This is a genomic window from Isoptericola sp. NPDC058082, from assembly GCF_042885055.1.
Classification (GTDB): domain Bacteria; phylum Actinomycetota; class Actinomycetes; order Actinomycetales; family Cellulomonadaceae; genus Isoptericola.
On record NZ_JBHVSQ010000001.1, the window covers coordinates 13,299 to 38,180 of the forward strand.

The 24,882-nt window shown below is 74.8% G+C and carries 21 protein-coding genes; 9 read left to right on the forward strand and 12 right to left on the reverse strand.

The annotated features are described in order from the left end of the window. Positions 1-20 precede the first annotated feature (20 nt). Entirely contained in the window at positions 21-2,492 is a 2,472-nt protein-coding gene (locus tag ACFVS0_RS00045; protein WP_430586822.1) for a glycogen/starch/alpha-glucan phosphorylase, read from the forward strand. A gap of 26 nt (positions 2,493-2,518) precedes the next feature. Here the strand turns inward: ACFVS0_RS00045 and ACFVS0_RS00050 are convergent, their stop codons facing one another. After that, a complete protein-coding gene (locus ACFVS0_RS00050) occupies positions 2,519-4,324 on the reverse strand; it encodes a helicase HerA-like domain-containing protein (RefSeq protein ID WP_430586823.1) in 1,806 nt (601 codons plus the stop codon). Positions 4,325-4,473: 149 nt separating this feature from the next. On the opposite strand from ACFVS0_RS00050, the gene aztD reads away from it, so the two are divergent. The 5 genes from aztD (at position 4,474) to holA (ending at position 11,716) form a co-directional block, all read left to right on the forward strand. Then, entirely contained in the window at positions 4,474-5,838 is a 1,365-nt protein-coding gene (gene aztD, locus ACFVS0_RS00055; protein ID WP_430586824.1) for a zinc metallochaperone AztD, read from the forward strand. A 50-nt stretch (positions 5,839-5,888) separates the two neighbouring features. Continuing rightward, on the forward strand, positions 5,889-6,767 hold the full coding sequence (locus tag ACFVS0_RS00060; RefSeq protein WP_430585602.1) for a DegV family protein: 879 nt from the start codon (positions 5,889-5,891) through the stop codon (positions 6,765-6,767). A gap of 82 nt (positions 6,768-6,849) precedes the next feature. Further along, the gene (locus tag ACFVS0_RS00065) at positions 6,850-8,001 is read left to right on the forward strand and encodes a ComEA family DNA-binding protein (RefSeq protein ID WP_430586825.1); all 1,152 of its coding nucleotides are present in this window, start codon (positions 6,850-6,852) and stop codon (positions 7,999-8,001) included. A gap of 122 nt (positions 8,002-8,123) precedes the next feature. Next, a complete protein-coding gene (locus ACFVS0_RS00070; RefSeq protein ID WP_430586826.1) occupies positions 8,124-10,598 on the forward strand; it encodes a ComEC/Rec2 family competence protein in 2,475 nt (824 codons plus the stop codon). An 89-nt stretch (positions 10,599-10,687) separates the two neighbouring features. Further along, positions 10,688-11,716 carry a DNA polymerase III subunit delta gene (holA, locus tag ACFVS0_RS00075; protein WP_430550093.1) on the forward strand — a complete coding sequence of 343 codons (1,029 nt, stop codon included), beginning with the start codon at positions 10,688-10,690 and terminating at the stop codon, positions 11,714-11,716. A 137-nt stretch (positions 11,717-11,853) separates the two neighbouring features. Here holA and rpsT read toward each other — a convergent pair whose 3' ends face one another. The 7 genes from rpsT to ACFVS0_RS00110 form a co-directional block, all read right to left on the reverse strand. Next, positions 11,854-12,114, reverse strand: a complete 261-nt coding sequence (gene rpsT, locus ACFVS0_RS00080) for a 30S ribosomal protein S20 (protein ID WP_430550092.1) — start codon at positions 12,112-12,114, stop codon at positions 11,854-11,856. Between the two features lie 253 nt (positions 12,115-12,367). Next, the gene (locus ACFVS0_RS00085; RefSeq protein ID WP_430587122.1) at positions 12,368-12,694 is read right to left on the reverse strand and encodes a type II toxin-antitoxin system PemK/MazF family toxin; all 327 of its coding nucleotides are present in this window, start codon (positions 12,692-12,694) and stop codon (positions 12,368-12,370) included. Between the two features lie 8 nt (positions 12,695-12,702). After that, positions 12,703-13,071, reverse strand: coding sequence for a hypothetical protein (locus ACFVS0_RS00090; protein WP_430586827.1), 369 nt, complete (start codon positions 13,069-13,071; stop codon positions 12,703-12,705). A 12-nt stretch (positions 13,072-13,083) separates the two neighbouring features. Then, positions 13,084-13,671 carry a type II toxin-antitoxin system PemK/MazF family toxin gene (locus tag ACFVS0_RS00095; protein WP_430586828.1) on the reverse strand — a complete coding sequence of 196 codons (588 nt, stop codon included), beginning with the start codon at positions 13,669-13,671 and terminating at the stop codon, positions 13,084-13,086. A gap of 21 nt (positions 13,672-13,692) precedes the next feature. After that, positions 13,693-14,532: an alpha/beta fold hydrolase gene (locus ACFVS0_RS00100; RefSeq protein ID WP_430586829.1), complete on the reverse strand. Its 840-nt coding sequence runs from the start codon at positions 14,530-14,532 to the stop codon at positions 13,693-13,695. A 62-nt stretch (positions 14,533-14,594) separates the two neighbouring features. Next, positions 14,595-15,437: a maleylpyruvate isomerase N-terminal domain-containing protein gene (locus tag ACFVS0_RS00105; RefSeq protein ID WP_430586830.1), complete on the reverse strand. Its 843-nt coding sequence runs from the start codon at positions 15,435-15,437 to the stop codon at positions 14,595-14,597. A 45-nt stretch (positions 15,438-15,482) separates the two neighbouring features. Next, positions 15,483-16,046, reverse strand: a complete 564-nt coding sequence (locus ACFVS0_RS00110) for a DJ-1/PfpI/YhbO family deglycase/protease (protein WP_430586831.1) — start codon at positions 16,044-16,046, stop codon at positions 15,483-15,485. Between the two features lie 174 nt (positions 16,047-16,220). Between ACFVS0_RS00110 and lepA the strand changes: the two genes are divergently transcribed. After that, the gene (gene lepA, locus ACFVS0_RS00115) at positions 16,221-18,095 is read left to right on the forward strand and encodes a translation elongation factor 4 (protein ID WP_430550087.1); all 1,875 of its coding nucleotides are present in this window, start codon (positions 16,221-16,223) and stop codon (positions 18,093-18,095) included. Then, positions 18,095-19,369: a radical SAM family heme chaperone HemW gene (gene hemW, locus ACFVS0_RS00120; protein ID WP_430586832.1), complete on the forward strand. Its 1,275-nt coding sequence runs from the start codon at positions 18,095-18,097 to the stop codon at positions 19,367-19,369. Before lepA ends, hemW begins: the two co-directional genes overlap by 1 nt. An 82-nt stretch (positions 19,370-19,451) precedes the next feature. On the opposite strand, the gene ACFVS0_RS00125 is transcribed toward hemW, so the two are convergent. Beyond that, positions 19,452-19,949: a DUF4870 domain-containing protein gene (locus tag ACFVS0_RS00125; RefSeq protein ID WP_430586833.1), complete on the reverse strand. Its 498-nt coding sequence runs from the start codon at positions 19,947-19,949 to the stop codon at positions 19,452-19,454. A gap of 120 nt (positions 19,950-20,069) precedes the next feature. Here ACFVS0_RS00125 and ACFVS0_RS00130 point away from each other — a divergent pair, with 120 nt between their 5' ends. After that, the gene (locus ACFVS0_RS00130; RefSeq protein ID WP_430550084.1) at positions 20,070-20,645 is read left to right on the forward strand and encodes a DUF4282 domain-containing protein; all 576 of its coding nucleotides are present in this window, start codon (positions 20,070-20,072) and stop codon (positions 20,643-20,645) included. Between the two features lie 18 nt (positions 20,646-20,663). Here the strand turns inward: ACFVS0_RS00130 and ACFVS0_RS00135 are convergent, their stop codons facing one another. The 3 genes from ACFVS0_RS00135 to ACFVS0_RS00145 all read right to left on the reverse strand — a co-directional run bounded on the left by ACFVS0_RS00135 (position 20,664) and on the right by ACFVS0_RS00145 (position 24,842). Further along, on the reverse strand, positions 20,664-21,545 hold the full coding sequence (locus ACFVS0_RS00135; protein ID WP_430550083.1) for a DUF3097 domain-containing protein: 882 nt from the start codon (positions 21,543-21,545) through the stop codon (positions 20,664-20,666). Positions 21,546-21,678: 133 nt separating this feature from the next. Continuing rightward, a complete protein-coding gene (locus tag ACFVS0_RS00140) occupies positions 21,679-21,891 on the reverse strand; it encodes a hypothetical protein (RefSeq protein ID WP_430550082.1) in 213 nt (70 codons plus the stop codon). Between the two features lie 101 nt (positions 21,892-21,992). Then, positions 21,993-24,842 carry an AAA family ATPase gene (locus ACFVS0_RS00145; protein WP_430586834.1) on the reverse strand — a complete coding sequence of 950 codons (2,850 nt, stop codon included), beginning with the start codon at positions 24,840-24,842 and terminating at the stop codon, positions 21,993-21,995. Positions 24,843-24,882: the final 40 nt, after the last annotated feature.

Sequence of the window (24,882 nt, forward strand, 5' to 3'; positions counted from 1 at the left end):
CGCGTGTGTACTGTCGTGACGTGACCGAGACCACGCCTCTGATCACCAGCCCGGAACCGACCGTCGAGGGGTTCGTCCGCGAGTACCTGCACGAGCTGAACTTCAGCCAGGGCACGATCCTGGAGCGGGCGACGGACAACGACCGGTACCTCGCGCTCGCGCGCACGGTGCGGCACTACCTGATGTCCCGATGGATGCAGACCACGGTGAGCCAGTACCGCACGCAGGCGAAGGCGGTGGCCTACCTGTCGGCGGAGTACCTCCTGGGCCGGCAGCTCGACAACGCGCTCATCGCGACGGGGCTGGAGGAGGTGGCCGCGGAGGCGCTCGCCAGCCTGGGGCTCGACCTCGACGAGCTGCGCGAGGTCGAGGTCGAACCGGGGCTCGGCAACGGCGGGCTCGGCCGGCTGGCGGCCTGCTTCGTCGACTCCCTGGCGACGATGAGCGTGCCCGCGATCGGGTACGGCATCCGGTACGAGTACGGCATCTTCCGGCAGACGTTCTCGGACGGCCGCCAGGTCGAGGAGCCGGACACCTGGCTCGACAACGGCGACCCGTGGGAGTTCGCGCACCCCGAGCACGAGGTCACCGTCGGCTTCGGCGGGCACACGGAGAAGTTCACCGACGACGACGGCCGCGAGCGCTCACGCTGGGTGCCGGGCTGGCAGGTGCTCGGCGTGCCCTACAACTCGATGGTGCCGGGCTACCGGAACGGGCGGGTCAACACGCTTCGGCTGTGGAGCGCGCGGGCCACGCACGCGTTCGACCTCAAGATCTTCAACTACGGCGACTACGCCGAGGCCGTGCGGTCCCAGACGTTCGCCGAGAACATCTCGAAGGTGCTGTACCCCGAGGACTCCACGCCGCAGGGCAAGGAGCTGCGGCTGCAGCAGCAGTACTTCTTCGTCGCCTGCTCGATCCGCGACTTCCTCGACCAGCTCCTGCCGCCGGGCTTCGACCTGCACGACCTGCCCGACCGCATCGTCTTCCAGCTCAACGACACGCACCCCGTCATCGCGATCCCGGAGCTGATGCGGATCCTGGTGGACGAGCGCGGCTTCGAGTGGGACGACGCGTGGCAGGTGACGCAGCGCTGCTTCGCCTACACGTGCCACACGTTGCTGCCGGAGGCGCTGGAGGTCTGGCCGGTCGAGCTGGTGGGGCGGCTGCTGCCCCGGCACCTGGAGATCATCTACCGCATCAACGACGAGTTCCTCGCCCAGGTGCGCGAGCGCTCGGGCGGGAACGAGCTGCTGGTGCGGCGCATGTCGATCATCGCGGAGCACCCCGAGCGGTCGGTGCGGATGGCGTTCCTCGCGACGGTCGGCGGTTCCCGGGTGAACGGCGTCGCGGAGCTGCACTCGCAGCTGCTGCGCGACAAGGTGCTCGCCGACTTCGCCGACTTCTGGCCGGAGAAGTTCACCAACGTCACCAACGGCGTGACCCCGCGCCGGTTCGTGAAGCTGGCGAACCCGGGCCTGTCGGGCCTGATCACGGAGGCGATCGGCGACGGCTGGGTCACCGACCTCGACCGGTTGCGCGAGCTCGAGCCGTTCGCCGACGACGCCGAGTTCCGGCGCCGGTTCCGCGAGGTGAAGGCCGCGAACAAGGACCGGCTGGTCTCCTTCCTGGCCGCGCGCGACGGCATCGCGATCGACCCGGCCACGATGCTCGACGTCATGGTCAAGCGCCTGCACGAGTACAAGCGCCAGCTGCTCAAGCTGCTGCACGTCGTGACGCTCTACGACCGCATCACGTCCGGGGAGCTCGCGACCGCCGACGTCACGCCGCGCACCGTCGTCTTCGGCGCGAAGGCCGCCCCCGGGTACGTGATGGCGAAGGAGATCATCGCGCTGATCAACCACGTGGGCGCCGTGGTCGCCGCGCACCCCGACGTGTCCCGGGTGCTGCGGATCGCGTTCCCGGCGAACTACAACGTCACGGTCGCGGAGACGCTGATCCCGGCCGCCGACCTGTCGGAGCAGATCTCCCTGGCGGGCAAGGAGGCGTCCGGCACGGGCAACATGAAGTTCGCGCTCAACGGCGCGCTCACCATCGGCACCGACGACGGCGCGAACGTCGAGATCCGTCGGCTCGTGGGCGACGAGAACTTCTTCCTGTTCGGGCTCACGGAGCCCGAGGCGAGCGCCGTCGCCGAGGCGGGCTACCGGCCCTCGACGTACTACGAGGAGAACCCGTCGCTGCGCCGGGCGCTGGATCTCGTGGCGCGCGGCACGTTCTCCGGCGGTGACGCGTCGGTCTTCGAACCGATCGTGTCCAACCTGCTCACCGAGGACCGCTTCATGGTGCTCGCGGACTACCAGGCGTACCTCGACGCGCAGGATCGGGTGGAGCGCGCCTATGCGGACCCGGACGCCTGGAGCCGGTCGGCCGTGCTCAACGTGGCGCGCTCGGGCTTCTTCTCCTCGGACCGGTCCGTGCGCGACTACCTCGACCGCATCTGGCACGCCGCGCCGCTGACGGCCGACTGACCGGCCGACTGACGTCGCCGCCGCGCTCAGCGGCGGCGACGCGTGCCGAAGACGGTGCGGGTGATCTCCCGGGCCAGGGTCGTGCCGACGGTGGCGAGGATGGCGTCCATCGGGCTGCGGGCGCGCGACGTCGAGCCCGACCGCGAGGCCTTCTGCGCCTTCCGGGCGTCGGCGTCCGCCTCCTTGCGCGCCTGCGCCGCCTCCTTCTCCAGCTCGGCGGCGCGCTCGGTCGCCTCGCGGGTGGCGGCGTCCTGCGCGGCGCGGGCCTGCAGCAGCTCGTACGCGGACTCGCGGTCGACGGCGGCCCCGTAGCGCGCCTGGCCGGGTGACGCCGCGACGGCGGCGTCGAGCACCTGCTGCGGCGCCGGGTCCATGGACGCCTGCGGCGCGCGCACCCGGGTCCAGGCGACCGGGGTGGGCGCGCCCTTCTCGTCGAGGAGCGTGACGACGGCCTCGCCGGTGCCGAGCGACTGCAGCAGCCGCTCGAGGTCGTACGGCGAGGTGGGGAAGGTGCGGGCCGCCGCGCGCAGGGCCTTCGCGTCGTCGGGCGTGAAGGCGCGCAGCGCGTGCTGGACGCGGTTGCCGAGCTGGGCGAGGACGTCGGCCGGCACGTCCTTGGGCGACTGGGTCACGAAGAAGACGCCCACGCCCTTGCTGCGGATGAGCCGCACCGTCTGGACGACCTGCTGGAGGAAGTCCTTGGAGGCGCCCGTGAACAGCAGGTGCGCCTCGTCGAAGAAGAACACGAGCCGCGGCTTGTCGGGGTCGCCCACCTCGGGCAGCTCCTGGAACAGCTCCGCGAGCAGCCACATGAGGAACGTCGAGAACAGGGCGGGCCGGTCCTGCACGCCGGGCAGCTCGAGGGCGGAGATCACACCGCGCCCGTCCGGGGACGTGCGCAGCAGGTCGGCGGTCTCGAACGCCGGCTCGCCGAAGAAGACGTCGCCACCCTGCGCCTGCAGCCCCACGATCTCGCGCAGGATGACGCCGGCGGTCGCGGCCGAGACGCCGCCGATGCCCTTGAGCTCCTGCTTGCCCTCGTCGGAGGTGAGGTACGCGATGGTGGCCTGCAGGTCCTTGAGGTCGAGCAGCGCGAGCTGCTGCGTGTCGGCCCAGTGGAAGATCAGCTCCAGGCTGGAGGACTGCGTCGCGTTGAGGCCGAGCACCTTGCTCAGCAGCAGCGGGCCGAAGTCGGTGACGGTCGTGCGGATCGGCACGCCGGTGCCCAGGCCGCCGAGCGAGTAGAACTCGACGGGGTACGACGTCGGCGTCCACTGCTGCCCGATGCTCGCCGCGCGCTCGGCGACCTTCGGGTTGTCCGGGCCCTTGACGGCCAGCCCGGACAGGTCGCCCTTGATGTCGGCGAGGAACACCGGGACGCCCTGGGCGGACAAGCCCTCCGCCATGCCCTGGAGGGTCTTCGTCTTGCCGGTGCCCGTGGCGCCCGCGACGAGCCCGTGGCGGTTCAGCGTCGCGAGGGGGAAGCCGACCTGCACGGTGGCGTCGGGCTCCGGGTCGCCGCCGAGCGGGCCGGACAGCAGAGCTCCGAGCGGCAGCGTCGGGGCGTCGGAGGCGTAGCCCGCGCGCACCTCGTCGGCGTACGACGGCGGTGCGGCCCCGGTGTCCTCCGGCGGCGAGGTCCCGTCGGCAGCGGGCACGACATCGGGCGGTCCGGCGGCCCGTGGCTCATCCCTGCTCGCGGCCTCCGCCGCCTCGAGCGCCGCCTGGGCGGCCGCCGCCTTGGCCTCCGCCGCCTCGGCGGCGGCCTGCGCGGCGGCCGCTCGCAGTGCGGCGAGGTCGGCGTCGTCGGTGGGCGGTGTCCCCTCGGCCATGGCCCGCACGCTAGCGCGGTGCGGGGCCGGGTGCGCGACGAGCAGGAGGACGAGGTTGAGAACCGTTCTCACATCTGCTTCACTACTCGGGCACATGGGAATCGTTCTCATGTGACTCCTTCGCGCTGCCCCGACCTGGAGAGAGACCCATGCCTGCCCTCACCCGCACCACCCGCGCCGGCCGGCGCCGACAGTCCGCCGCGGGCCTCCTCGCCCTCGCGGTACCCCTCGCCCTGGCGAGCTGCGCGTCCGCGGACCCCGCCGACGGCGCCGCGTCGGCGGAGCCCGCCGCCGAGCCCTCCAGCGCGGAGACCGCGCAGGCCACCGAGGCCGCCGCCGCGACCGCCCGCATCGCGCTCACCTACGACGGCGGCGTCGTCGTCCTCGACGCGCAGACGCTGGAGCAGGTCGCCGACCTGCCGCTCGAGGGCTTCACCCGCCTCAACCCGGTCGGCGACGGCCGCCACCTGCTCGCCTCCACGACCGGCGGGTTCCGCGCCCTGGACCTCGGCGCGTGGGCTGAGGCGCACGGCGACCACCACCACTACTGGACGTCCGAGCCGCGCCTCACGGACGTCACCTACGCGGCCGAGGAGCCCGGCCACGTCGTCGTGCACGGCGGCCGCACCGTGCTGTTCGACGACGGGACGGGCCAGGTCCGCGTGCTCGACTCCGCCCACGTCGCCGAGGGCGAGGCCCCCGCCCGGGAGCTCACGACGCCGTCGGCGCACCACGGCGTCGCGGTCGAGCTCGGGGACGACTCGCTCCTCGTCACCGAGGGCACCGAGGAGTCGCGCTCCGGCGTGCGCGTCCTGGACGCCGACGACCAGGAGATCGCGGCGAGCGACGACTGCCCGGGCGTGCACGGCGAGGCGGTCGCGGCGGACGAGGCCGTCGTCGTGGGCTGCGAGGACGGCGTCCTCGTCTACGCGGACGGCGAGCTCACCAAGGTGCAGGCCCCTGACGCCTACGGCCGCATCGGCAACCAGGCCGGCTCCGAGGAGTCGCCCGTCGTGCTCGGTGACTACAAGACGGACCCCGACGCAGAGCTGGAGCGGCCCACGCGCGTCTCGCTCGTCGACACGCGTAGCGGGGACCTGTCGCTGGTCGACCTGCCCTCGAGCTACACGTTCCGTTCCCTGGCCCGCGGTGCCGACGGGGCGGCCCTCGTGCTGGGCACCGACGGCTCCCTGCATGTCATCGACCCGGGGAGCGGGAAGCTCACGACCTCGATCCCGGTGATCGACGCCTGGGAGGAGCCCGCCGAGTGGCAGGAGCCGCGCCCCGCGGTGCTCGCCCTCGACGGGTCCGTGTACGTCACCGACCCGGCGACGAAGTCCGTGCACGCGGTGGACGTGGAGTCCGGCGAGGTCTGGAAGTCCGTCCGGCTGGACGTCGCGCCGAACGAGATCTCCGGGGTCTCGGGCGACGTGGAGGCGAGCGGCACCGACGAGCACGACCACGAGGCGCACGACGGTGAGGCGCACGACGGTGAGGCGCACGACCACGAGTGACGACCGATGCCGCCCGGGCGGTCCGGGCGGCGTCGGTAGACTCCCCGCCGATGCCCATGGAATCCCCGGCCGTCCGCGTCGTCACCGACTCGACCGCCTGCCTGCCCGCCGTCGCCGACGGTGCCGTCGCGCCCGTCGTCGTCCCGCTCCGTGTCGTGGCGGGGGAGGAGTCGTGGCGGGAGGGCGTCGACATCACGCCCGAGGAGGTGGCCGCGCGCATCGCGGCGGGCGAACGGCTGAGCACGTCACAGCCGGCACCGGCCGAGTTCGGCGCCGTCTACCGCGACCTCGCCGCGGCCGGTGCGCGGGCCGTCGTCGGCGTGCACCTGTCGGGGGCGCTGTCCGGCACCGTCGAGGTCGCCGCGAGCGCGGGGCACCGCGCCATGATCCCCGTGCGGGCGGTCGACTCCCGGACCGTCGCGATGGCCCTCGGGTTCGCGGCGCTGGAGGCGGCGCGGTGCGCCGCCGCAGGGGGAGACGCCGCGGCCGTCGCGGCCCGTGCGCGGCAGGTCGCGGAGTCGAGCACGACCGTGTTCCTCGTGGACTCGCTCGACCACCTGCGCCGCGGTGGGCGGCTGTCCGCCCCGGCAGCCGCGCTCGGCACGGCCCTCGGCGTGCGGCCCATCCTCGGCATGCGCGACGGAGTGATCGAGATGACGCAGCGCGTCCGGACGCGTCGGGCGGCGACCGACCGGCTGGTCGAGGTCGCGGTGCGGCGCGCCGAGACGTGCGAGCGGCCGGGCGTGGCCGTGCACCACCTCGGCGTCCCCGAGCGGGCCGGCGAGCTCGCGGCCCGGCTCGCCGCGGAGACCGGGGCCGAGCCGTTCGTGACGCCCGTGAGCGCGGTGCTCGGCGCGCACGTCGGCCCGGGCGCTCTCGCCGTCGTCGTGGCCGAGCTGGGCGGACGTCCGGACGACCTCGTGCGCTGAGGAGCCTGCCCCCAGGAGCGCGCCGTCCACAGGTCGCCTCGCGCGGAACCCGTCGGGGCGGCGGCGAACCTAGCGTCGCGGCGTGACCACCACGCTGCCTCCCGACCACGGCGGAGCGGACGCCCCGCCACCGGCCACCTTCCCGCCGTCGGACGCCGGCGCGCCGCCTCGGCCCCGCACGCCGGCGGAGGGCGACGACCGGCCGGGCAGCTCCGGACCGGAGCCGGACCGGGCCCTCGGCGAGGCCGCTGCTCGGTTGCGGGCCTGGCACGCCCTGCGCGAGGACGCAGGTGGCCCGCCGGGTCGTGACCCCGGTCGTGATCCCGGTCGTGACCACCAGGAGCGTCCCGACGGCGGACCCCCGGTCGGCCCGCCGTGGGCCGCGCCGGTCGAGGAGGACGAGCTCGCCGACCGCCTGCGTGCCCGCCGGTCGGCGCAACACGTCGCCGCTGCGTACACGGCGGCGCACGGGCACCCCGTCGACGGGCACGACGACGGCGGCGGCGCGCGACGCTGGTCGATCGGGCTGCGGGCGGCGGTCGTGGCCTCCGTCGCCGTCCTGCTCGTGGCCGTCGTCGTCGCGGTGGTCGCGTCCGCACGGCCCGACGACGTCATCACCCTCGCCGACGCGAGCGCGTCGTCCGGGGTCCCCACCGGTCCGTCGTCGCCGTCCGCCGGCCCGTCCACGGCCGCGGACGCGGCGGTCTCGGCCGACAGCGGCGCGGGAGACCCTCCCGCCGGGACGCCCGGGACACCCGGGGCGACGCCGGCGCCGGGCACCGTGGTGGTGCACGTCGTGGGCGAGGTGCGCGAGCCCGGGCTGGTCACGGTCCCGTCGGGCGCCCGCGTGGCGGACGCCGTGGCCGCGGCCGGCGGCACGACCCGGCGCGCCGACGCCGCGGCCCTCAACCTGGCGCGGGCGGTCGTCGACGGCGAGCAGATCCGTGTGCCGAGGCCGGGGGAGCAGCTCCCGGCGTCCGCTGGGGCGGCGGACGAGAGCGGCGGGGACGGGACGGGAGGCGGGTCGGACGCCGCGGCGGGCGGCGCCGTGAACCTCAATTCCGCAGGAGCGGCAGACCTCGAGGAGCTGCCGGGCATCGGCCCCGCCCTGGCCGGGCGGATCGTCGCGTGGCGCGACGAGAACGGGCCGTTCACCAGCGTCGACGAGCTCGACGAGGTGTCCGGGATCGGCCCGTCGGTCCTCGGGCAGGTCCGTGACCTGGTCACGCTGTGACGGGCCCGTCCAGCCACCACGGTCCCGATGCCGGCCCGTGGGGGCGGGCGCGATCGGTCGTCCACCCGGGGGACCGACGGACGGTCGCCACGCCGCCGGTCCGGCGCACGGACCTGCGCCTGGTGCCCGCCGGCCTGGTGGCCTGGGTGGCGGCCTGGGCACTCACCGGTCCGGTCCAGGGCTGGGCCGGCGTGGTGGCCGTCGGCGCGGTGCTCGCCTGCGTCGGCGCGGGGACGGCGGCCCTCCTGGTGTCGCGGTGGTCGCGCCGCTCCCGCCCGCGACGCCGCCCGCGGCCGGAGCTGCCGGAGACGGTCCGGGTGGGCGCGGCACGGCCCACGGCCAGGCACGTCGTCGTGGCGCTGGCGTGCCTGGCGGCCGTGGCGCTCGGGGTGCACGCCCAGGCGGCACGGCAGGCGCCCTTGCGGTCGCTGGCCGGACAGGGTGCGCAGGCCGAGCTGGTCGGTCGCGTCGTGTCGGAGCCGCGGCCGGCCGTCTTCGGCGACGGCGAGCGTTGGCAGGTGGCCGCGCGGCAGGTGACGGCGCGCGGTGTCGCGTCGTCCACCGCCGGGCTCGTCGAGGTCACGGCGGCCGGTGCGGCGCCGCGCTACGGGGCGACGGTCTCCGTCTCCGGGGTGCTGCGCCCGGTCGACGCGGGCGACGGCCCGCTGGCCAGGCTGACGGCGGCGGGGCCGGTGGCCGAGCGCGCGCCGCCGACGGCCCTGCTGCGCGCGACGCACACGATGCGGTCGGCGCTGCTCGAGGTCACCGAGCCCCTGGACGCTCAGGCACGCGGGCTGGTGCCGGGCGTCGCCGTCGGCGACACGAGCCGCGTGCCCGAGGCCGTCGACGAAGCGATGCGGGTCACGAGCCTCACCCATGTCACCGCGGTGTCCGGGGGCCACTTCGCGATCGTGGTGGCCGCGCTCACCGCCCTGTGCGCGCTGGCGCGGGCTCCCCGCGCGCTGCGCGTCGGCGTGGTCGCGGTCGCCGCGACGGGCTTCGTCCTGCTCGTCCGGCCCGAGCCCAGCGTGCTCCGGGCCGCGTGGACGTGCGCCGCCGCGCTGCTCGCGCTGGCGCTGGGTCGGCCGTCCGCGGGCGCCCCGGCCCTCGCCGCGGCGGCGACCGTGCTGCTCGTCGTCGACCCGTGGCTCGCGCGGTCCTACGGCTTCGTCCTGTCGTGCGCGGCGACCGCGGGTCTCGTGCTCCTGGCGGGCCCGATCGCCCGCCGGCTCGCGCCGTGGACCGGGCGTCCGCTCGCGTTCGCGCTCGCGGTCCCGTGGGCCGCGCAGGCCGCCTGCGGGCCGGCGCTGCTCCTGCTCGACCCGCACGTGCCGCTGATGTCGGTGCCGGCGAACCTGCTCGCGACCCCCGCCCTGGTGCCGGCCACCGTGCTCGGGCTCGTGGCCACGCTGCTCGCCCCGTGGGCGCCGGGAGCGGCCCTGCCCGTCGCGTGGCTGGCGGGTCTCGCGACGGGGTGGATCGCCTCTGTGGCCCAGACCTTCGCCAGCGTGCCGGGCGCCCGCCTGCCCTGGCCCGCCGGGCCGCTCGGGGTGCTGGCGCTGATGTTGCTCACGGTCGCGGTCCTCGCCCTCGTCCTGCGCCGGCCGCCCGGCGAGGGCTGGCGACGGGAGTGGCGCGAAGCCGCACCACGCGCCGTGCGCCGGGTGCGGCGACAGGTCCGGCGGACGACGCTGCGGCACGGCCGCGTGCGGACGGCCACGGTGGCGGGTCTGGCCGGCGTCCTGCTGCTGGCGGTCCTCGTGGTCGCCGTGCCCCGGCTCGCCGGGGCGGGCCACGCGGTCCCGGACGACTGGCAGGTGGCCGCCTGCGACGTCGGGCAGGGCGACTCGCTCGCGGTGCGCACGGGTCCGTCGTCCGCGGTCGTGGTGGACGTCGGCCCCGACGGCGCGGCGGCCGGCCGCTGCCTCGACCGGCTGGGCGTCACGACCGTGGACCTGCTCGTCCTCAGCCACTTCCACGCCGACCACGTGGGCGGGCTCGCCGCCGTGCTGCGGGGGCGCTCGGTCACGGCCGCGCTGGTCTCGCCGCTCGACGAACCGGCGGGCCAGGCGGCGGCCGTGCGGTCCGCGCTCGCGGCGGCGGGGGTGCCCGTCCGCGCGGCGGCCGTCGGGGACGTGGGCTCGGCGGGCTCGGCGACCTGGCAGGTGCTGGCGGCCGCGGGCGGGGCGCGTTCCGCCGGGTCGGGCGGCGGGGACGAGGGCGACGGTGCGAACGACGCCAGCGTGGCCCTCGAGCTGCGCACCGCCGCCGGGCTCGACGTCGTCGCGCTCGGCGACCTCGAGGAGCCGGGCCAGGAAGCCCTCGCCGCAGACCTCGCCGCCACGGGGCGGGCGGCCGACGTCGACGTCGTGAAGATGGCCCACCACGGGTCGCGGTCCCAGTCCGCGGCGCTCGCCCGGCACCTCTCGCCCCGCGTCACGCTCGTGAGCGTCGGCGCCGACAACACCTACGGGCACCCGACCGACGACGCGCTCGCTCTCTACGCGTCCGAGGGGTCCGCGCTGGTCCGGACCGACGAGTGCGGCACCGCGGCGCTCGTCGGCCGGGACGACGAGATCGGCCTCGCGTGCGGCTAGCGTGCCCGCCGCGACGGCCCGGTCCGCTCGGGCGCGGGGAGAAAGCACGGGTGGGCGGGAGAGTCGGCGGCTCGTGGCAGGCTGGGGGCGTGCCCGCCGCCTCCACGTCCCGACAGCCCCGCCCCGCCCGCAAGGGGAGGTCCTCGGCGAACAGCCGGCCGTGGGACGACCCCACGCTGGCCCCGGTGCTCCTCGTGCGCGGACCGGAGGGGCTGCTCGCCGAGCGGGCCGTGGACGGCATCGTCGGGCTGGCGCGCGAGCGCGACGCCACCACCGAGAAGGCCGAGCTCGACGGCGGCACCTACGCCGCCGGTCAGCTCGTCGTCGCCGCCAGCCCGTCGTTGTTCGGCGAGCCGAGCGTCGTCGTCGTGCGGGGCGCCGAGGCGGCCACGGAGGACCTGGTCGCGGACGTGGTCGCGTACGTCGCGGCGCCCGACCCGGAGACGGTCGTCGTGGTGGTGCACGGCGGCGGGCAGCGGGGCAAGAAGATGCTCGACGCGATCGTCGCCAGCGGTGCCCCCGTGCTCGAGTGCGAGCCGATCTCCAAGGACGCCGACAAGGTGCAGTTCGTGACGGCCGAGTTCCGCGCCGCGCGGCGCCGGGCGGACGCGGCGGCGGTCCGGGCGCTCGTCGACGCCCTGGGTACGGACCTGCGCGAGCTCGCGTCCGCCTGCTCCCAGCTCGTCGCCGACACGACCGGCACCATCAGCGAGACCGTGGTCGACCGGTACTACGGCGGCCGCGTCGAGGCGACGGGGTTCAAGGTCGCGGACGCCGCGGTCGCGGGGGACACGGGGGGTGCGGTCGCGCTCCTGCGCCACGCCCTGGCGACGGGCGCCGACCCGGTGCCGATCGTCGCCGCCCTCGCACTGCGTCTGCGCACCCTCGCGCGGGTCGCGGCGATCCGCGGCGGAGCGGCCACTGCGCGGCAGCTGGGGCTGCAGGACTGGCAGGTCCGCAACGCTCAGCGGGACCTCTCCCGCTGGACCCCGGAGGGCCTCGCGACCGCCATCGGCGCCGTCGCGCAGGCCGACGCCGACGTCAAGGGCGGCGGCCGCGACCCCGTCTACGCCGTCGAGAAGGCCGTGCTGACGATCGCCCGCTCCCGCCGCGGCTGACCCTCACAGCGCCTGCCCTGGCCGGAGACGCGCGAAGGGCGCCGCACCCGGTGGGTGCGGCGCCCTTGCGGAGTCTTGGCCGGTCCGGCCCGACGTGAGAGGCGTCAGGCGGACGGAGCGCGACGACTACAGGCGACTCAGAGCGCCTCGACCTGCTTCGCGATGGCCGACTTGCGGTTCGCGGCCTGGTTGGCGTGGATGACGCCCTTCGAGACGGCCTTGTCGAGCTTGCGGGAAGCGGCCTGCAGCGCGGTGGCAGCGGCCTCCTTGTCGCCCGCGGCGACGGCCTCGCGCACCTTGCGCACGTAGGTCTTCAGCTCAGACTTGACGGCCTTGTTGCGCAGGCGCGCCTTCTCGTTCGTCTTGATGCGCTTGATCTGGGACTTGATGTTTGCCACGTGTGGACTTCCTGGTGTGTTCGCCTGCCGGCGAGCGGATAGGTCGTAGAGGGCGGCCACAGCTCCGGGACTGGGGTGGGGAACCCGTGGAGAGGAACTGCGGCTGTGCCCGCCGACCTGGGCGGACACGCAAACATCAACGATAGCAGAGGGGGCCAACCGGCAGAACCGCGTGCGCGGGGCCGTCCTGTGAGATGCGCCCCGGCGTTCCTGCCCTCGGGTCAGTTCCCGGGTCGCTTCCCGATCCTGATCCTCAGGCCCTCGCCCGACCCATCGCCTCGACCACGGCGTCGAACGTCTTCCGGTCGAGCACCGCGCCCTCGCGCCGGACCTTCCCCGGGTCGACGCAGAGGATCCGGTTGAGGCGCACCTCGCTCGGGCGCTTCCGCGGGTCCCACGCCCCGGCGCCGACGTCCATCCACAACCGGCCGTACCGCGCCTCCTGCGCGGCGTCGCGGTCGTGGTCCTTGCTGGTGAGCTGCAGGGCCAGCAGCCACGGGCCGTCGCGGCCCACGAGCAGCACCGGCCGGTCCTTGCCCTGGCTGTGGTCATGAAAGCACAGGCACCCACGTGGCAGCAGAGTGCTCGCTAGTCGGAGTCCGCGACGTACCGCAGGGTCCGAAGAGCTTCGTGACGCGAGACTCCAAGTCTCAGCTGGAACTCCTGGTCATCGATCGCACTCGGCCTGTGGAGGACTTCGTTGAGCGCGTTGACGACGGCGAGGCGATCGACGGTGCTCAGGACGTACTCGTCGGCGGCCAGCCATTCGTTGATCGGGCCGTCCCAGCCATCCGGTGGCACTCGGTAGCGCCCCGCTTCAAGACACTCTTCGCACGCCCACGCGTCCTCGACGGGCAGCCCCAGCCAGCGAGATCGTGACCGCGATTCCTCCGACAGCGGGCCCATGCACCAGTCGCAATAGGTCTGCGCGGTGTCCGATGCCAAGTCAGAGCTCATCGACGTCTCGCATCAACGTCCACGACGTCCTGACCCGCGGGCCTTCTGCATCGCAGCCACCACCTGGTCGAACCGCCTCTTGTCGAGGACGGCGCCCTCGCGACGCACCGCGTGCGGGTCCACCCGGATGACGCGATTGATGCGGACCTCGCTCGGTCGACCCTGTCCATCCCACGGACCGCTACCGATATCCATCCAGAGCCGTCCGTACCGCGCTTCCTGCGCGGCGTCCCGGTCGTGGTCCTTGCTGGTGAGCTGAAGGGCCAGGAGCCAGTGTCCATCCCGTCCAATGAGCAGCACAGGGCGGTCTTTGCCACGTGGGTTGTTGACGTTGTTCTGGTCCTCCTCGTACGGCACCCACGTCCACACGACCTCGCCCGGGTCGGGCTCGCCGTCCAGGCTCGGGGAGTACACCGGGCGCACCGTGCCGGTGTAGTCGCCGGGGTAGCCGGCGTCCCGGGCGGGGGTCGTCCCGCGCCGGTTCGAGGGCCTGGCCGTCGAGGGGCGGGTCGTCGAGGTGGGGCGCGCGGAGCCGCGCGACGACGGGCGGGTCGCCGAGCGCAGCACGTCCACCAGCAGGTTCAGCCATCGGTTCGCCACGGCGGACAGCCTACGTGCGGCTCACTCGAGCACGAACCGCGCCAGCCGGTCGCCCATCGCCTCCGGGTCCCACGAGTGGTCGGCGCCCGCGACGGTCTCGGCGGTGCCGTCGGGCACCGCGGACGCGAGGTCCGCCGCGGCCTCCGGCATGCCGGGGAAGGTCCGCGTCCCCGTCATGGCGAGCAGGGGCACCTGGATGCCGGAGAGCTCGCCGTCGCGCAACGCCCGCGTCGCCCAGGTCAGCGCCTGGGCGTCGGCCCGCTGCGAGACGACGGACGCTGCGATCGCGGGCCATTCCGGCGACGCCTTGGCCCCGGCGAGCCACTCGGGCGGCATGTCCTTCATGAAGTGCTCGGTGGCGCCCTCGAGGTCGCCGGCGTCGATCCGCCGCTCGATCTCGGCCGCCCAGGCGGCCGTCTCGCCGGCCCCGGACTCCAGCGGGGCCTCCCACAGCGCGAGCCCGAGGACGGGGAGGCCCCGGTCTGCCGCCCGCAGCGAGATCGCGCAGCCCGACGAGTGCCCGCAGAGCACGGCGGGTCCGCCCGCGACGTCGAGCACCGCCGCCACGGCGTCCAGCTCGCGGTCCAGGTCGAGGCGACCGGCGGCGGGGGAGTCGCCCCGGCCGAGCCGGTCGTAGACCACGGTCGTGACGCCTGCCGCCGCCAGGATCTCCGCCGTGCGGGTCGTCACCGGGTCGACGGCGCGGAACGGCCCGGCGCCCGCGACGAAGACGACCGCGGGGCCCGTGCCACGCAGGTCGTAGGTCACGCGGTCGCCGCGCGCGGTGGTGACGGTCGCGGTGGCGCACGCGGTGGCCGCCGCGCTCGGGGGGCCTGCGGTGCGTGCGGTGTCGTCGCTCATGCCGGGTGGGACCGGGCGACGCGCCGCGACTCATCGGTTCCCTCGGGGCGACCGCCCGGGCCTCAGGGCACGAGCGGCCCGGCGAGCACGCGCCGCGCGGCGTCGAGGTCGCCCTCGACGACGGCGCCGGCCTCCGCGGGCGTGAGCCGCCCCCACAGCAGCAGGTCGAGCCGTTGCGCCGTCGTGGTGAGCGTCGCGTCGGCGTCGGCATCGGCATCGAGATCGGCCTCGTCGGCCGTCGGGGCGCCGAGCGTCCACGACCAGCCGACGTCGGAGGCGACCACCCGGAGCCGGTCGGTGAGCGGCGCCGCCCGGCCGAGCCGCACCTGCCGCGGCTGGAACATCGTCACGACCTCGTCGACGCCGTCGGCCCAGACCTCGGGGGCGAGGGTGACCGTGTCCAGCGCGCCCGGGCCGGACCCCAGCCGCGCGGCGCGCAGGTCGTGCAGGTGCACGAGCGTCTCGTGGGACTGGCGGCGCCACCAGAACGACGCCGGCCCGTCGCCGAGCAGCGTCCGCGCGGCGCCGTCCGGCCCTGCGGCGTCGAGCGTCGCGCGCAGGTCGGCGGCGTGCCGGCGGTAGAGCGCGGCGAGGGCCGCGATCCCGCCGTCGGGCCCCGTGGGGTCGGGGGCCGGCAGGTCCTCGTCGCGCGAGGGGTCGCCCAGGGCCATCCCCGCCGCCCAGTGGTGCACGCCCGCGAGGTGCAGCACCAGCTCGGCCGCGCGCCAGTCGCCGCAGGCCGGGACGAGCGCGTCCGGTGCGACGTCGGGCACCGTGGCGGCGAACTCGTCCTGGAGGTGCGCGAGGAGTGCGAGCCGGTCGGGCTCCGGACCGGCGTCGGCGCGCCGCCCCGTGCGCGGGTCGACGACGGGGCGGGGCTGCGGGGCGGCGGGCGACGGCGGCATGACGCCGAGGCTAGCGCCCGGCACGGCCCCGGCCGAGGGCGTTCCTCAGGAGCCGAGCAGGGCGTCGACCTCGCGGAGGAAGTCGTCCAGGTCGTCGGGGGTCCGGGACGTCACGAGGGGGAAGCCGGCGCCGTCGTCGCGCACCACCGACCGGTCCACCCAGCGCCCGCCCGCGTTGCGCACGTCGGTGGCCAGGGACGGGTATGACGTCAGGGTCGCGCCGCCGACGCACCCCGCCTCGACCACCGCCCACGGACCGTGGCAGATGGCGGCGACCGGCCTGCCCGAGTGCGCGAACGTCGTGACGAGCCCGATCGCGGCCTCCTGCAGGCGCAGGGTGTCGGCGTTGATCGTGCCGCCCGGCACCAGCAGCAGGTCGACGCCCTCGGGATCGACGGCGTCGTAGGTCGTGTCGGCGGGAACAGGCCGCCCGGGGTCCTTGTCGCCGACGAGCGTGCGCACGTCGCCCGGCTCGTTCGAGGCGACGACCACCTCGGCGCCGGCGGCTCGCAGGTGGTCGAGCGGTACCACCAGCTCGTCCTGCTCGACGCCGTAGCTCGTCACGATCGCCAGCACGCGCTTCCCGGCCAGGTCTGCGGTGTCGGTCATGTCGGGGGCTCCTCCCGTCACGTCGGTCGGTGGACCTCGACCGTACGCAGCGGTGCACGACGCACGCACGTGGGACCGGCCCGCGGGACCCCCGGGGACAACCTCATGGGACAATGGCCGGGCCTCGTCACCACCGACGACACCCATCCAGCGACCCTGACGGAGCGAATCGCGTTGCCCATCCCCGGACCCGCGCTGCGTGCGCGCATCGAGCCGAACGCCACGGCGCCCGAGCTCATCCGCAACTTCTGCATCATCGCGCACATCGACCACGGCAAGTCGACGCTCGCCGACCGCATGCTGCAGCTCACCGGCGTCGTCGAGCCGCGGGCCATGCGGGCGCAGTACCTCGACCGGATGGACATCGAGCGCGAGCGCGGCATCACCATCAAGTCGCAGGCCGTGCGCATGCCCTGGCAGGTGGGCGAGGAGGCCCACGCGCTCAACATGATCGACACCCCGGGGCACGTCGACTTCACGTACGAGGTCTCCCGTTCGCTCGCGGCCTGCGAGGGCGCCGTCCTGCTGGTCGACGCGGCGCAGGGCATCGAGGCGCAGACGCTCGCCAACCTGTACCTGGCGATGGAGAACGACCTCGAGATCATCCCGGTCCTCAACAAGATCGACCTGCCGGCCGCGCAGCCGGAGAAGTACGCCGAGGAGATCGCGGGACTGGTCGGGGGCGACCCCGAGGACGTCCTCAAGGTCTCCGGCAAGACCGGCGAGGGCGTCGAGGCGCTCCTGGACCGGATCGTCGAGCGCATCCCGGCCCCCGTCGGCGACGCGGACGCCCCCGCCCGCGCGATGATCTTCGACTCGGTCTACGACACCTACCGCGGCGTGGTCACGTACGTGCGGGTCGTGGACGGCAACCTCAACCCGCGCGAGCGCATCGCGATGATGTCGACGCGCGCCACGCACGAGCTGCTCGAGATCGGCGTCATCTCGCCGGAGCCGATCGTCACGAAGGGGCTCGGCGTCGGCGAGGTCGGCTACCTCATCACGGGCGTGAAGGACGTGCGCCAGTCGAAGGTCGGCGACACCGTCACCAACATGGCCAAGCCCGCCTCGGAGGCGCTCGGCGGGTACAGCGACCCGAAGCCGATGGTGTTCTCCGGCCTCTACCCGGTGGACGGCACCGACTACCCGGCGCTGCGCGACGCCCTCGACAAGCTCAAGCTCAACGACGCCGCGCTCAACTACGAGCCCGAGACGTCGGTGGCGCTCGGCTTCGGCTTCCGCGTCGGCTTCCTCGGCCTGCTGCACCTGGAGATCGTGCGCGAGCGGCTCGAGCGCGAGTTCGACCTCGACCTCATCTCCACCGCCCCGAACGTCGTCTACGACGTCACGCTCGACGACGGCACCGAGGTGAAGGTGACCAACCCGTCGGAGTTCCCGGGCGGCAAGATCAAGGAGGTCCGCGAGCCCGTGGTGCGCGCGACAATCCTCGCGCCGAGCGAGTTCGTGGGCACGGTCATGGGCCTGTGCAACGACCGCCGCGGCCAGATGCTCGGCATGGACTACCTGTCGGAGGACCGCGTCGAGCTGCGGTTCACGCTGCCGCTCGCCGAGATCGTGTTCGACTTCTTCGACCACCTCAAGTCCCGCACCCGCGGCTACGCGTCGCTGGACTACGAGCCCTCGGGCGACCAGGCGGCCGACCTCGTGAAGGTCGACATCCTGCTGCAGGGCGAGCAGGTGGACGCGTTCAGCGCCATCGTGCACAAGGACAAGGCGTACGACTACGGCGTCATGATGACGGCGAAGCTCAAGGAGATCATCCCGCGCCAGCAGTTCGAGGTGCCGATCCAGGCCGCCGTCGGCGCCCGCGTCATCGCTCGCGAGACGGTGCGCGCCATGCGCAAGGACGTGCTCGCCAAGTGCTACGGCGGCGACATCAGCCGTAAGCGCAAGCTGCTGGAGAAGCAGAAGGAGGGCAAGAAGCGCATGAAGAACATCGGGTCCGTCGAGGTCCCGAAGGACGCCTTCATCGCCGCGCTCTCCTCGGACGGCGGCGGCGGCAAGGACGCCAAGGACAAGAAGAAGTAGTGCCCGCGCTGCCCGACGGCACGCCCGTGCCCGACGACGGCGCGCTGCCGCAGTGGGTGCGGCCCTCTCGGTCCGCTCCGGACGGCGACGGCCGACCGTTCGGCGTGTACGTGCACGTGCCGTTCTGCTCGGTGCGCTGCGGCTACTGCGACTTCAACACGTACACGGCGTCCGAGCTGGGTGGCGGCGCCAACCAGGCGGCGTACGCGACGACGGCGCTGCGCGAGGTGGACCTCGCCGCGCGCGTGCTCGACGACGCGGGCCTGGGGGCGCGCCCGGTGTCCACGGTCTTCTTCGGCGGCGGCACACCCACGATGCTGCCCGCTGCGGACCTGGCGCGGATCCTGCGCGGGGTCGACGACGCCTGGGGGCTGGCGGACGGTGCCGAGGTCACCACCGAGGCCAACCCGGACTCGGTGACGCCCGACTCGCTGAGGCTGCTCGCGGACGCCGGGTTCACCCGGGTCTCGTTCGGCATGCAGTCGGCGGTGCCGCACGTGCTGGCCACGCTGGAGCGCACCCACGACCCGCGCCGCGTCCCCGACGTCGTCGCCTGGGCCCGCGACGCGGGCCTCGACGTCTCGCTCGACCTCATCTACGGCACGCCGGGTGAGTCGCTGGACGACTGGCGTGCGTCCCTCGACGCCGTGCTGGCCGCCGGCGTGGACCACGTGTCGGCGTACGCGCTCGTCGTCGAGCCGGGCACCAAGATGTACGCCCAGGTGCGCCGCGGGGATATCGCGCTGCCCGACGAGGACGACCAGGCCGCCAAGTACGAGCTGGCCGACGACCTGCTCACCGAGGCGGGCCTCGGCTGGTACGAGGTGAGCAACTGGGCACGCGGGCCGGAGCACGCCTGCCGGCACAACCTCGCCTACTGGCGCGGCGACGACTGGTGGGGGATCGGTCCCGGCGCGCACTCGTACGTCGCGGCTCCGTCGGCCGAGCCGCGCGAGGGGGAGCACGCCGGCGTGCGCTGGTGGAACGTCAAGCACCCGCGGCGCTACGCCGCGCTCCTGGAGGACGGCGCGTCGCCGGGCGCCGGGCGCGAGCTGCTCACGCCCGCTGAGGCCCAGCTCGAGCGCGTGCTGCTGGGGGTGCGCGTGCGCGAGGGGCTGGAGGTCGCGGCGCTCGACCCGTCCCGCCGTGCGGCGGTCGCCGGGCTGGTGGCCCGCGGTCTGCTCGACGGGGTCGCCGCCGTCCGGGGGCGCGTCGTCCTCACCCGGCGGGGCCGCCTCCTCGCGGACTCCGTCGTCCGCGAGCTCACCCCCTGAACCGCGTCGAGCGTGCTGACCTGCTCCTCGAACGGCTCGTTCGAGCAGGTCAGCACGCTCGATTCCCGCGCGGCGGGGTCGGTCAGGAGATCAGGCGGATGTTCAGCGGGTAGCGGTACGCCTCGTGGCGGTTCACGGCGACCGCGGCGAGGATGCCGAAGACGATCGACAGGACCCAGACCGCGAGCAGGATCACGAACCCGACGAGCAGGAACACCGTGATCCAGCCGACGACGTAGCCGATGAGCAGCGTGATCTGGAAGTTCAGTGACTCCTTGGCCTGGTCCCTCACGTACGCGCTGCGGTCGCGCAGGAACAGCCAGATCAGCAGCGGCGTGAGGAACCCGAGAAGCCCGAGACTCAGCAGGGAGAGCACCGGCGGACCCAGGTGGGCGACCAGCGCCCAGGTGCGCTCGTCCGACGGCGAGAGCGGCTGCGGCCCGTAGCCGTACGGAGGCTGACCTGGAGGCTGTCCGCCGTAGGGCGGCTGGCCCGGTGGTGGGCCGCCGTAGGGCGGCTGTCCGGGGGGCGGACCCGCCGGCGGCTGCTGCGGCGGCGGTCCGTACGGCGGGGTGCTCATGGGGCCATCCTCGCGCATCTGCGGTGGTCACGTGCGGTGGCGGAGCCGATCGGGTGCGGCCAGAGTGGGCGGAGGCGCCGACCCCGCCGGGTGCGTCGCCCGGACCACTCAGGAGGAACGATGAGCGAGAACACGCCGCAGCAGCCCGGCGACCCGCAGCAGCCGCCGCAGCAGCCGGGACACCAGCCCCCGCCGGGCCAGCCGGCACCGCACGCGCCGTACGGGCAGCAGCCGCCCGCCGGCCCGCCGCCGCACGGCGGCCAGCCGCCCTACGGCGACCAGCCCTACGCCCAGCCGCAGCAGCCGTACGAGGGGCAGATGCCCGACCCGGGCCTGTACCCCGGCTCCGAGTACCCGCCGGACCGGTCGGCGGGGCCGATCACGCCGCACGGCGAGGGCAGCGGCTTCCTCAGCGCGCTGTTCGACTACTCCTTCAGCCGCTACATCACGCCCAGCGTGGTGAAGGTCGTCTACATCATCGTCACGGTGCTGGTCGCGCTGGCGTGGCTCTCCGGCCTCGTCGCCACGTTCTCCCAGTCGATCTGGGGCGGGATCCTGTACCTCGTGTTCGGGTGGATCATCGCGCTCGTGTACCTGGCGCTCGCCCGCATCACCCTGGAGTTCTTCATGGCTGTCATCTCCGTCTCGGAGAAGGTCAACGCCTACGCGCAGCGGGACGGCATCACCACGCGCTGACCCTCCCGGGAGGCGCGGTCAGGCCGTCACGAAGTCGATGAGCTCCTCGACCCGGCCCAGCAGGGCCGGGTCGAGGTCGCGGTAGTCCCGCACGGTCGCGAGGATCCGCTGCCACGCGCGGCCGACGTCCTCGGTGGTCGACGCCGGCCAGCCCAGCTCCCGCAGGATGCCACGCTTCCACTCCGTGCCCCGCTCGATGGTGGGCCACGACGCCAGCCCGAGCCGTTCCGCCTTCACGGCCTGCCACACGTCGACGTACGGGTGGCCGAGCACGACGACGGTGCCGCGCGGCACCCGCTTCAGGGCGTCGTCGGCGAGGCGCCGCTCCTTCGAGCCGGGCACCAGGTGGTCGACCAGGACGCCGACCCGCCGCTCCGGCGTCGGGGCGAACTCGTCGAGGGCGTCCGCGAGGTTGTCCACGCCGTCGAGCAGCTCGACCACGACGCCCTCGACGCGCAGGTCGTCGCCCCACACCTTCTCGACCAGCTCGGCGTCGTGCTTGCCCTCCACCCAGATGCGCGACCCGCGGGCCACCCGGGCGCGCTGGTCGTGCACCGCCACGGAGCCCGACGCCGTCCGGGTGGGTCGCTCCGGGGCGCGGGTGGTCACCGGGGCCGTCAGCTCCACCGGCTGCCCGTCCACCCAGAAGCCCGGGCCCAGGGGGAACGACCGGGTGCGACCGCGCCGGTCCTCCAGCACCACGAGGTGGACGCCGCCCGACTTCTCCACGCGCACGACGGCGCCCACCCAGCCCGTCGTGACCTCCTCGACCACGAGGCCGTGGTCGGCCGCGCGGGGCCGGGACACGGGCCGGCGGCGGTGATGGGCGGAGCCGTCCGGGGCGCCCGGGGCGCGGGAGCCGGAGGAGGACAGGACGTCGGAGCCGTAGCGGTCGTGCACGGCGGTGAGCCTACGGTCGCGACCGCGACGGAGGAGCTCCCGACACGCGCCGCGCGCAGTCCGGTCGGAACCGGACGGCGCGCGGACGGTGATGCCTGGTGAGCTGCCTGGTGTGATGTCGTGCGCGCTCCGCTCACGCGTGCCGCGGCCGGTGCAGCGGGGCCACCGCGGGGCGGCGCCGGGCCTGCGGCGGTTCGGCCCGCCCCGACGGCTCCAGGCCCGCGACAGCGCCCCGGAGCGCGCGGCGCGAGGCGTGGAGCTCGTGCGCCAGGCGGCGCAGCGCGACCTCGCGCTCGAGCTCCTCCTGACGGCGCTCGAAGAGCATGTCGTACACGTGCGGATCCATGATGTCCTCCAGCCGGGGTGTGGTGTCACGCCTAGGGAGGACGCCAGGGGTCCGTCCGTACACGACTGCTCAGGGCATGTGTACAGGTGCGTCGGGCGACGTCAGGCCGGATCGTCGCGCGCCAGGACCGCCGCCTCCGTGCGGCTGGACACGCCGAGCTTGCGCAGGATGGCGGAGACGTGCACCGACGCCGTCTTGCGGCTGATGAACAGCCGCTCGGCGATCTGCCCGTTCGTCAGACCCTCGGCGACGAGCTCGAGCACCTGACGCTCGCGGTCGGTGAGCGCGCGGTCGGGCTGCCGTGCGCGGGTGGTGGCCCGGGCGAGGCCCGCGCCGGTGAGCAGTGCGCGCGCCTGGTCGCGCACGAGGCCGCAGCCGATCGCGTCCGCCGCCTCGATGGCGGCGTCCAGCCGCTCGCGCGCGGTGGCGCGGTCGCCGGCCTCCAGGAGCGACGCCCCGTCGCGGTACAGGGCGTAGGGCCGCAGGTGCGCGGGCCCGTCGGCCGCGACGACCGCCCCCCACGACCCGTCTCCGAGCTCGGCGGCGAACACCGCCGCCCAGGTCGGGTAGGTCGGCCACACGGTGCACGTCGCCAGCGCCGCACGGTACGGCGCGACGTCGACCTGCCGCCCCGCCCGCCGGGCGCGGTCGAGCACGCGCGCGGCGACGGCGAGCGTCGTGAGCCGGTAGAACGGGCCCAGGCCCTCGGGCTCGACGGCGATCCGGACGAGGTCGAGCGCGTCGTCCAGGTCGTCGCGCAGGAGGGCGAGCTCTGCCAGGGTTCCCGACACCCGCGCCCGGATCTGTTCCTCCACCCGGCCGAAGCGCTGCCAGGTCGTGCGGTGCACCCGCGCCCGCGCCTGGGCGGCGTCGACGTCACCGCGCCACATCGTGAGCCACGTCCATCGTTCGCCCAGGTACACGGCGTAGTCGCTGGGGTCGACGAGCGGGACGGAGCGCGCGTACCACGCCTCGGCGTCGGACCACCGGCCGGACCCGATCCACGCCTCCGCCACGTTCCCCTCGAGCATCGCTCGGGTGGCCCAGCCGGCACCGAGCGCGCGCGCGAACTGCGCGCCCGACTCGGCGAGGTGCTCCGCCTCGGCGAACTGGCCGAGCTTGAGGCGGGTGTCGGACGCGTTGGTGTAGTAGTGGCACTGGGCGCGCCAGTCGTCGCCCGCCATCTCGTGGGACCGCTCGAGCTCGTCCAGGGCGTCGAGGTCCCCGCGGTCCAGGCGGCTCATCGCCCGGAGGTTGAGGGCGAGCGAGGCGTTCTGGCGGTCGCCGACCGACGTCGCGGCGGCGAGCGCCTCGCCGGCGGCCGCGATCGCCTCGCCGTGGCGGTGGTCCATCATCGCGTTCCGCGCCTTGAGCCGGAGCAGCGGGGCCCGGCCGGCGGGGTCGTCCGGTGGCAGGAGGGCGAGCGCCTCGTCGAGCATCTGGTCCGAGCCCGGGTCGCCGGCCTTGCCGAGGATGTGGGCGAGGGTCGACAGCGCCTGCGCCCGCCCTGCGGGGTCGTCCGCGGGCCACTCCGCCACCGCCTCTCGGGCCAGCGCCGCCCCCCGGTCGATCTGCGCGGAGTCCTGCAGGGCGACGGACACGTGGCGCAGCAGGGCGGCTCGGTGCAGCCCGGCGACCTTCTCGGCGTCGGGCACCAGCTCCCAGAGCTCGAGCGCGCGCTCGCCCGCGGCGGCGACCACGGCGGAGGACGCCTGCCCGTAGGTCTCGGGCACCGCGACGACCTCGACCGCCGAGGCGAGCGCCCGGTCCGGCAGGCGGGCGCGCCACCAGTGGTCGGCCGCGGCCGCGATCCGCGCGAGCGTGCGCTCGCCGTCCTCGAGCGCGCTCGCGCACGCCGCGTGCAGCCGGCGCGACTCGCCGGGCAGGAGCTCGGCGTCGACCGACTCCTGGATGAGCGCGTGCCGGAAGCGGTAGCCGTCGGTGTCCGCCACGAGCACGTGCGCGTCGACCGACTCCCGGGCGGCGGCCTCCGCGTCGTCGAGGCCTCCCGCGCCGAGCATGGCGACGAGCAGCTCGTACGGGGCCCGCTGGCCCGCCGCGGCGACGGTGCGGCAGAAGCGCTGGGCGGCGTCGCTGAGGGACGAGTAGCGCAGGAGCAGCAGCTCGCGCAGCGAGTCGGGCAGTGCGTCACCGGCGAAGTCCGCCAGCTCCTCGGCGTAGAACGGCACACCCTCGCTGCGCTCGACGAGCTCGCCGAGCACCGTGCCGGGCAGGTCGGGGGCGTCGGGGCGCCTCGAGACGAGGGACCAGAACAGCCGCGTCGCCTCGGCGGCGTCGAGGCGAGGCACGTCGACGCGGGTCGCGAGCCGCGCCCGCTCCAGCTCGGCCAGGGTGGTGCGCAAGGGGTGGCGCCGCCCGACGTCGTCGCTGCGGTAGGTGGCGACGACGAGCAGGGTGGTGGCGGGCGCGGTACGCGCCAGGCGGGCGAGCACGGTGCGGGTGACGTCGTCGGACCAGTGCAGGTCCTCGAGGACGAGGACGACCGGGCGCTCGCCGGCGAGCGCGGTCATGAGGTCGGCGAGCACCTCGGGCAGGCGCCCGGTGTCGACGTCGCGCCGCACGTCGACCAGGCGCGGCGCGAGGAGCCCGAGCGCGTCCGCGGCCGGCCCGGCCGCGGCGAGCGTCGCCTCCGGCCCGATCGTGTCGACGACGTCGGACAGGACCCCGGTGAGCGCGGCGTAGGGGAGGGGGCCCGAGCCGGAGTCGGCGCACTGCCCGTGCAGGACGAGCGGCGCGGCGTCGCCGGCCCCGATCTCCGTGCCGACCTCTGCGAGGAACTCCGTCACGAGGCGCGTCTTGCCGATGCCCGCCTCGCCGCCGACGACGACCACGCCGCCGGAGCCGTCGCGGGCGTTCGTGAACGCCTCGCGCAGGGAGGTCAGCTCGGCGGCGCGGCCGACGAGCGGCGAGGGGGCGGCTGGGGTGGGCACATCGTCATCGTGCCAGGCCGGACGGGGCCCCGCCGCGTCC